General features: G+C 32.9%; 7 protein-coding genes. All 7 read left to right on the forward strand.

The features are described 5' to 3' along the window. The first annotated feature begins 282 nt into the window (after window positions 1-282). Complete coding sequence (locus tag AAC024_RS15235; RefSeq protein WP_339896353.1) at window positions 283-1,527, forward strand: site-specific integrase; 1,245 nt, start codon at window positions 283-285, stop codon at window positions 1,525-1,527. Between the two features lie 149 nt (window positions 1,528-1,676). Next, window positions 1,677-2,270: a TetR/AcrR family transcriptional regulator gene (locus AAC024_RS15240; RefSeq protein ID WP_339896354.1), complete on the forward strand. Its 594-nt coding sequence runs from the start codon at window positions 1,677-1,679 to the stop codon at window positions 2,268-2,270. A 5-nt stretch (window positions 2,271-2,275) separates the two neighbouring features. Next, complete coding sequence (locus AAC024_RS15245; RefSeq protein WP_339896355.1) at window positions 2,276-3,016, forward strand: outer membrane lipoprotein-sorting protein; 741 nt, start codon at window positions 2,276-2,278, stop codon at window positions 3,014-3,016. A 17-nt stretch (window positions 3,017-3,033) separates the two neighbouring features. Continuing rightward, entirely contained in the window at window positions 3,034-4,245 is a 1,212-nt protein-coding gene (locus tag AAC024_RS15250) for an FtsX-like permease family protein (protein WP_225604090.1), read from the forward strand. Between the two features lie 17 nt (window positions 4,246-4,262). Then, window positions 4,263-5,474: an FtsX-like permease family protein gene (locus AAC024_RS15255; protein WP_094998140.1), complete on the forward strand. Its 1,212-nt coding sequence runs from the start codon at window positions 4,263-4,265 to the stop codon at window positions 5,472-5,474. 23 nt (window positions 5,475-5,497) lie between these two features. Next, window positions 5,498-6,181, forward strand: coding sequence for an ABC transporter ATP-binding protein (locus AAC024_RS15260; RefSeq protein ID WP_225604089.1), 684 nt, complete (start codon window positions 5,498-5,500; stop codon window positions 6,179-6,181). A gap of 62 nt (window positions 6,182-6,243) precedes the next feature. Beyond that, a complete protein-coding gene (locus tag AAC024_RS15265) occupies window positions 6,244-7,362 on the forward strand; it encodes a transporter (protein ID WP_225604088.1) in 1,119 nt (372 codons plus the stop codon). The last annotated feature ends 483 nt before the right edge of the window (window positions 7,363-7,845 follow it).

Here is a 7,845-nt window from a genome sequence, read left to right on the forward strand (position 1 = left end):
GCGCCACGTTTGGGACGTGGAGGCCGCAGGTTCGAATCCTGCCACCCCGACAAAAATTAATACCAATAGAAACTAAAACCTTGTAAATTGTATGATTTACAAGGTTTTATGGTTTTTAGACTATCATAAGAATTGAATAAATATGACTTAATTCGGTTCACAATTCGGTTCACAGTTTCAAAACACAAGAAGTGTGAACCGAATAGATACTTAAAATACTGTAATTGAAATAGTTGATTTGACTTTCGTCTTGAATGAATGTTTAACAAAAAGACGACAACTATGCAATCACAAACCACCTTTACCCTGTCATTTTGGGTTAATGCCACACGTATTAAAAACAATCAAGTTTCAGTTTTTGCGAGAGTTACTGTAAATGGTAAACGTGCAAATATCAGTTTGCAACGAAAAGTAATTGTATCTGAATGGGATTCCAATAAAGGAAAAGCGAGAGGCAATAAACAAGAATCTCGAATACTCAACAGGTATTTAGATCAGATTAAAAATAGAATCTATGAAGCTCACGATGAACTTATAAAAGAGAAAGCTTTTATATGTGCTCAATCTATTAAAGCAAGGTTTCTAGGAGAAGATAATGAAGAATATTCTTTGCTAACATTGGTTGATTACCACAACACCCAAATGAGTGAATCTTTAAGTTACGGTACTTTAAAGAATTACTTTACAACTCAAAAGTATATCAAACTATTTCTAACGAAAAAGAAAATCCAAGACATCTATTTATCTCAATTAACATTTCGTTTTCTGGTTGATTTTGAAAAGTTTTTACGTTCCTATGTTCCGGAGGACCATCAAAAGCAAATGGAAAACAATACAGTTATGAAGCATATCCAACGACTTCGCAAAATGGTAACATTAGCGTATAAAATGGAATGGATAGATAAAGATCCTTTTATAAAATTCAAACCAACATACATTAAAAATGAGCGTGAGTTTTTAAGTGAAAATGAACTACAAACTATTATCGAAAAAGAATTTGAAATTGAAAGGCTGGAGCTCGTTAAGGATTTGTTTGTTTTTAGCTGCTATACTGGTTTATCATACATTGATGTAATGAACCTCAACGAAGATAATATTACGTTTGGTATCGATGGTGGCAAATGGATAATAACAAATAGACAAAAGACACATAACAAAGTAAAGATTCCATTACTGCTTATAGCTGAAGAGTTAATTGAGAAATACAAAGGACATATCAAAACCAAGAAAACAAAATCCTTATTCCCTAATATTTCAAATCAAAAGCTCAACTCATATTTAAAGGAGATTGCAGATTTATGCAAAATCAAGAAGAATTTAACTTTCCATATTGCTCGTCATACATTCGCAACTACAATAACGTTAAGTAATGGAGTGCCCATTGAAACTGTTTCAAAACTTTTAGGTCATACCAAAATTGCAACTACTCAAATATATGCGAAAGTCATTGAACGAAAAGTAAGTGATGATATGAAGTTGCTTAATGACAGACTAAAAGAAACTTCAAAAATGACGAAATATTCCTAAAACCATTTTATCTATCATAAGGAATTAAATGCTTCTTTATATCAAGTAAATTTTCTCGTATATAAATCATAAAATTTCAAATTAGTTGAGATTTTTTGTAGTTGTTTAAATTAATTTATTTAATTTTGACCAATCGTTCATTTTTAAATATGAGTCCAAGAACCGAAAAACAATTAAAAGAACACAAAAAGGCACAAAAAGAAAAAATTCTTCAAGGTGCCTTGAAATTATTTGCAACTAAAGGATATTTCAATACATCTGTTAGTGATATTGCTAATAAGTTAAAAATCTCAAAAGGTTTATTATACAATTACTTTGATAATAAAGAACGATTATTAAATGAGGCTGTTGATTTTGCCTTAAAGGAAGCACCAGAATTAAATCTGTCTGAAGATGATTTAAAAAATTTAAGCCCTGAAGATATATTTAAGGCAGTAGTTGAGGGGTATTTTAAGTTGCTTGAAGAAAAGAAAGAGCTTTGGAGTCTTATTGTGTCTTTGGCCATACATGTAGGGTCTATACCGTCAGTTCATAAAACAATTTCATCCGTATATGAAGAACTTACCAAACAATTGCAAGAACTTTTTACCATGATAGGACATCATGATCCTGAAAACGAAGCTGTAAAATTAGGAGCACTAATGGATGGTATTGGAATTCAATACATGATTTTTGGTGATAGTTATCCATTAAACAAGATTAAAGAAAGCGTTATAAACGGTTATATAAACTTCAAAAAATAAGAGCTATGAATTACAGATTATTGTTCATTTTGTTGATTTTATCAAATGCTTCATTTGGCCAAGACGCTAATGACATTGTCAAAAAAGCTGATGACAAATTCAGGGGTAAGTCTTCTTATTCTGAAATTACCATCGATATTATCAGGCCTAAATGGTCTAAACAAATGAAAATGAAAGGGTGGAGTAAAGGTTCTGATTATTCCGTTTCTGTTATCACAAGTCCGGCTAAAGAAAAGGGTACTGTCTTTCTTATGCGGGAAAAAGAGGTTTGGAATTACCTACCAACGATTGAAAGGACAGTCAAGTTTCCGCCTTCAATGATGTTGCAGAATTGGATGGGCACCGATTTAACCAATGATGATTTGGTAAAACAATCCTCTTTAGTGACAGATTACGATAAAAAAATTATTGGCGAAGAAGAAAAGAAAGGTTACACCTGCTGGAAAATAGAGTTGACCCCAAAACCTAATGCTGCTGTTGTTTGGGGAAAAATAATCATTTGGATTGATGAAAAAGAATACATGCAGATGCAAATAGATTTTTATGATGAAGATATGTTTTTGGTCAATCAAATGATAGGATCGGACGTAAAAACATTTGATAGCAAGTTACTTCCTTCAAAACTAACTGTTGTGCCGGTCGATAAACCGGGACAATCTACGGTAATTAGTTATAGTCAGTGGAAGTTTGGTATCGATATACCTGATGAATACTTTACCACCAATTACATGAAACGCATCCATTAATTATTAATTAGTAAACAATGATTCTAAAAATTGCCTGGAGAAACATTTGGCGTAATAAAAAAAGGAGTCTAATTACTGTAGCCTCTATACTCATAGCAATATTCCTTTCCTTAATCATGCGTTCTATGCAGTTGGGTACTTATAAGGGTATGATAGACAATGTGGTAGGTTCATATACAGGATATATACAGCTACATCATAAAGGATATTGGGATAATCGATCAATAGATAATTCAATAATTGTAACTAGTAACTTAATTAATCAATTGTCAAACACAGAAGGTGTTGAAACGATTTTACCAAGATTGGAAAATTATGGTTTATTGTCCTTTGGCGACCTTACTAAAGTAATTAGTCTCAATGGGGTTGATTTTAAGAAGGAACAAAAATTACAGGATATAAATTCAAAATTGATAACAGGTTTCCTTCCTCAAAACCCAAAGGATATTATTATAGGAAAAGGAGTAGCCTCTTATTTTAAAGTAGAAACCAATGATACTTTGGTTTTTGTAGGACAGGGATACCATGGAATGTTGGCTGCTGATAAATTTCATATTTCTGGAATTATAGACTTGAAAAACCCTGCCTTGAATAAAGTTACGGCTATGATGTCCTTGGAAGATGCCCAAAATCTTTTTAGTGCATCTGGCATTGTTACAAGTCTTGTGGTAGATAAAAATGACAATGTCCAACTTAAGTCGTTGCAAAAAGCAATCTCAAGCAAGTTGGACAGTAACTATGAAGTAATGAACTGGCAACAAATGATGCCTGAATTGCAACAAACCATTTTAGCAGATAGTGTTGGTGGATTGTTGATGATAGCTATCCTGTACATGATTCTCATCTTTGGAATTTTTGGCACCGTACTAATGATGACACAAGAAAGAAAATATGAATTTGGTGTGCTCGTCTCTATTGGGATGAAAAAAGGCAAGTTAATGTTTATGGTGTTTATAGAAACCATTATACTATCATTGTTGGGAGTAATTATGGGTGTTCTTCTTGCGTATCCAATCATGTTGTGGAAACACTACGACCCTTTGGTACTACCTGGTACACAAGCCGAAATGATGGAGAACTTCGGGTTTAATGCAGAAATTCCATTTTACATACAACCTGACCTGCCCTTGGTGCATGCTTCACTAATTTTCATAATAGCCTTGTTGGTATCTCTATATCCTATCTTAATTATTAAAAAACTGAATCCTCTGCATGCTATGAGAGGTTAACTTTTTAAAGTAACAAAATGAAAACATTATTAATGATTGCTTGGAGAAACGTTTGGCGTAATAAACTACGAAGCAGTATTGTCATTGCTTCGGTAGTTTTAGGCATCTGGTCTGGGTTGTTTATCATGGCCATGGTCTCCGGTATGAACGATCAGCGTTTGAGTAGTTTTATAAATACAAATTTGTCCCACATCCAAATTCACAATGCTGGTTTTCAGGAAAATTTTGATAAAAAAGATACTATCATAGGAAGTAATACTCTTTTAAAAGAAATAGACACCATGAGTCATGTAACGGCTTATACGAAACGGTTGGTATTACAAGGAATGGCATCTACAGCTCATGGTAATTATGGTGTGAAGATTATGGGAATATTCCCTGATAAAGAAAAAAATGTCACAGATATTTCAGAAAAACTGGTGCAAGGAACCTATTTGTACAAACTAAAAAGAAATCCAATTATCATTGGGGAAAAACTAGCCAATAAATTAGGTGTTAAAGTCAATTCCAAGGTGGTACTCAACTTTCAAGATTCCAATAATAATACCGTTTCAACTGGTTTTAGGGTTGAAGGAATTTTTAAAACCATAAACAGTTCGTTTGATGAGGAAAATGTATTTGTGAAGTATGATGATTTAGCTCCACTAGTTAGTTTAAGTGGCAAATACCATGAAATAGCCATCTTGTGTGATAACATTACTGAAACTGAAACTGTAGAGAACCAAATCAAAACAAACAATTCCGTTGAAAGTTGGGATCAACTTTCACCAGAATTGGGCTATGCCCAAGAAGCCATGAGCAACTTTATTTACATTTTTATGGGGATTATCTTATTAGCCTTGGCTTTTGGCATTGTTAATACTATGCTCATGGCGGTTCTGGAACGAAAACGAGAAATAGGGATGTTGCTATCTGTTGGTATGGATAAACGAAAAGTCTTTACCATGATTATTTTGGAAACACTTTTCTTGGCTTTTATAGCGGCGCTTCTAGGTGTATTGTTGTCAATATGGACGATTGAATATTTTGGTAGGAATGGCATCAATTTATCGGCTGTGGCCAAAGGACTGGAAAGTTTAGGTATGGGTGCAAGAGTATTTACCAAACTGCCATTTGCCATGTATGTAGATATTACACTAATGACACTTTCTGTAGCTTTGATTGCAGCCATTATACCAGCAAGAAGAGCTTTAAAATTAAATCCAGCAGAAGCCGTGAAAGCTATTTGATAAAAATTTAAAACTCAACAAAAATGAATGTTATAAAAACAGAAAACCTAACAAAAGTTTATAATGAGGGTAAAGGCAATGAAGTAAGGGCTCTTAACGGAGTATCCTTGGCTGTAGAAAAGGGAGAGTTCACTGCTATTGTTGGTCCTTCGGGGTCCGGAAAAAGTACCATGCTCAATATTATTGGTGGCCTTGACAAGCCTAATTCAGGAGAAGTGCTTGTCGATAAAACAGATATCATTGGAATGAAGGAAAACGAACTTATCAATTTCAGATTACAAAATATTGGTTTTGTGTTTCAGGCTTATAATTTAATCCCAGTCCTTAACGCTAAGGAAAATGTAGGTTTCATTATGCTTTTGCAGCATAAATCGAAAGAAGAAATTGATAATAGAGTTGAATCTTTGCTCAAATCGGTTGGATTGGAAAGTCAAGCATCAAAACGTCCCAATGAAATGAGTGGCGGTCAACAACAGCGAATTGCAGTGGCCAGAGCATTGGCTTCCAAACCTAAATTTGTATTAGCTGACGAACCTACTGCTAATCTAGATTCAAAATCCACATCAGATCTTCTTGACATTATGGAGCAACTCAATGAAAAAGAAGGAATAACATTTGTTTTTTCAACGCATGATCAACGCGTTATTGATAGGGCACATCGTATAGTAACATTGGAAGATGGTAAAATAATTAAGGATACCAAGTAATTAAGTTGAAGTTAACAAAGCACATAGTATTCTATATTTTGGTTATTGCATCAATAATCAATATGACGGCACAGGAAAAGCAAAATTGGGGTTCTGAACATGTAGACTTTTCGGGTTATGTAAAGTATTTAAACACTTCTAGTTTTACTTCCTTGGATAGTATAGGAAATGACAATCTAATTCATAATAGATTGAACTTTAAGATGTATGCCAATGATAATCTTACGCTAGCAATCGAATTACGTAATAGGATATTTTGGGGCACTTCAGTCAAATCAATTCCAGACTATGCGTCAATGGTTGAAAATTCAAACCAAGATATAGATATGACTGCTTTATTGATAAATCGGCCAGCACTTATTATGCTTTCAAATATTGACCGGTTGTATGTAGATTATCATTCAAACAAATGGCAGTTGGTTTTAGGTCGTCAGCGTATAAATTGGGGTAAGAATTTGGTTTGGAATCCAAATGACCTTTTTAATGCTTACAGCTTTTTTGATTTTGATTACGAAGAGCGACCAGGGACAGATGCCTTAAGAGCAAAATATTTCACTTCTGGAAATTCCAGTTTAGAAATTGCTATTAATTATACAGATGAATGGAAAAATAATACAGTGGCTATAAAGTATAATTTCAACAAATTTCAATATGATTTTCAAATGATAGTCGCCAAATATTTGGAAAATTACACCTTGGGGTTAGGCTGGGAAGGTGTTATAAAAGATATGGGTTTCAAAGGAGAATTAAGTTATTTTATGCCCTATGGCAATTCCATCGAAGACAATGCTTTTGTAGGTTCCATTTCGTTTGATTATTATTTCAAAAATGATATTTCCTTAAATGTTTCTACATTATATAATAGTGATGGTATAAGTAACACAAATGCTTATGATACTTCTCAATTATACAGTGAATCTATTGACGTAAAACACCTGATGCCAAATAAATGGTCCTTTTTTGGTCAAGCTTCTAAAACATTTACACCAGCAATAGCAGGTTCAATAGCTTCTATATATGCTGCTGATATTGATATGGTTTTTTTTATGCCACAATTTACCTATAGCATATCACAAAACTGGGACTTTGATGTCACAGGTCAGTTATATTATGGTAAACAAGAAGAACAGTTTTCTAATTTAGGAAACAGTGTTTACTTGAGGTTTAGATATAGTTTTTAGAATTTAATTACCTGTCTTTTGCGAATTTACACGAGGTTCAATGAAAGATTTAAGAAAAGTGGCTATGAAAAAACAAATATCAATTTATTATTCAATCATGAATAACTTTTTAATTGAGGAAATAAATAAAATGGGGTTTGAGTGTATTGAAATACATTAGGTGATTTGTTAAATCTATTTAGGTTTTTCTATCCTAAATTCAAAAAAGAAGTTAGGGAAATATACAAAAAGCTAAAATCCATTTTAGAAGAAGCATTTAGAAAGGAAGAGTCTCAAAATGCTTCAATGGATGCAATTGGTTAATATCAAAATATGAAGGTTTAATTTTTTGGTTCGCGATTTACCCTGAAGAAAGAATAAATGAGTTAATTGAAAAAATATAAAGCAGAGGACTAATAATATTTATGGGTTTTTTTAAGTAATAAAATGATAGTGTAAGGATGTTTCTTAAAAAGAAGTAAATCAAAAATTAGATAAAGTTAA

Origin of the sequence: uncultured Algibacter sp., from assembly GCF_963976535.1 — a bacterium.
In the GTDB taxonomy this organism is placed as follows: Bacteria; Bacteroidota; Bacteroidia; order Flavobacteriales; family Flavobacteriaceae; genus Algibacter_B.

Bases quoted from the DNA above. Each gene is read 5' to 3' on its own strand.
- AAC024_RS15240 (WP_339896354.1), top strand. From the start codon at position 1,677: ATGAGTCCAAGAACCGAAAAACAATTAAAAGAACACAAAAAGGCACAA.
- AAC024_RS15235 (WP_339896353.1), top strand. From the start codon at position 283: ATGCAATCACAAACCACCTTTACCCTGTCATTTTGGGTTAATGCCACA.
- AAC024_RS15260 (WP_225604089.1), top strand. From the start codon at position 5,498: ATGAATGTTATAAAAACAGAAAACCTAACAAAAGTTTATAATGAGGGT.
- AAC024_RS15245 (WP_339896355.1), top strand. From the start codon at position 2,276: ATGAATTACAGATTATTGTTCATTTTGTTGATTTTATCAAATGCTTCA.
- AAC024_RS15250 (WP_225604090.1), top strand. From the start codon at position 3,034: ATGATTCTAAAAATTGCCTGGAGAAACATTTGGCGTAATAAAAAAAGG.
- AAC024_RS15265 (WP_225604088.1), top strand. From the start codon at position 6,244: ATGACGGCACAGGAAAAGCAAAATTGGGGTTCTGAACATGTAGACTTT.
- AAC024_RS15255 (WP_094998140.1), top strand. From the start codon at position 4,263: ATGAAAACATTATTAATGATTGCTTGGAGAAACGTTTGGCGTAATAAA.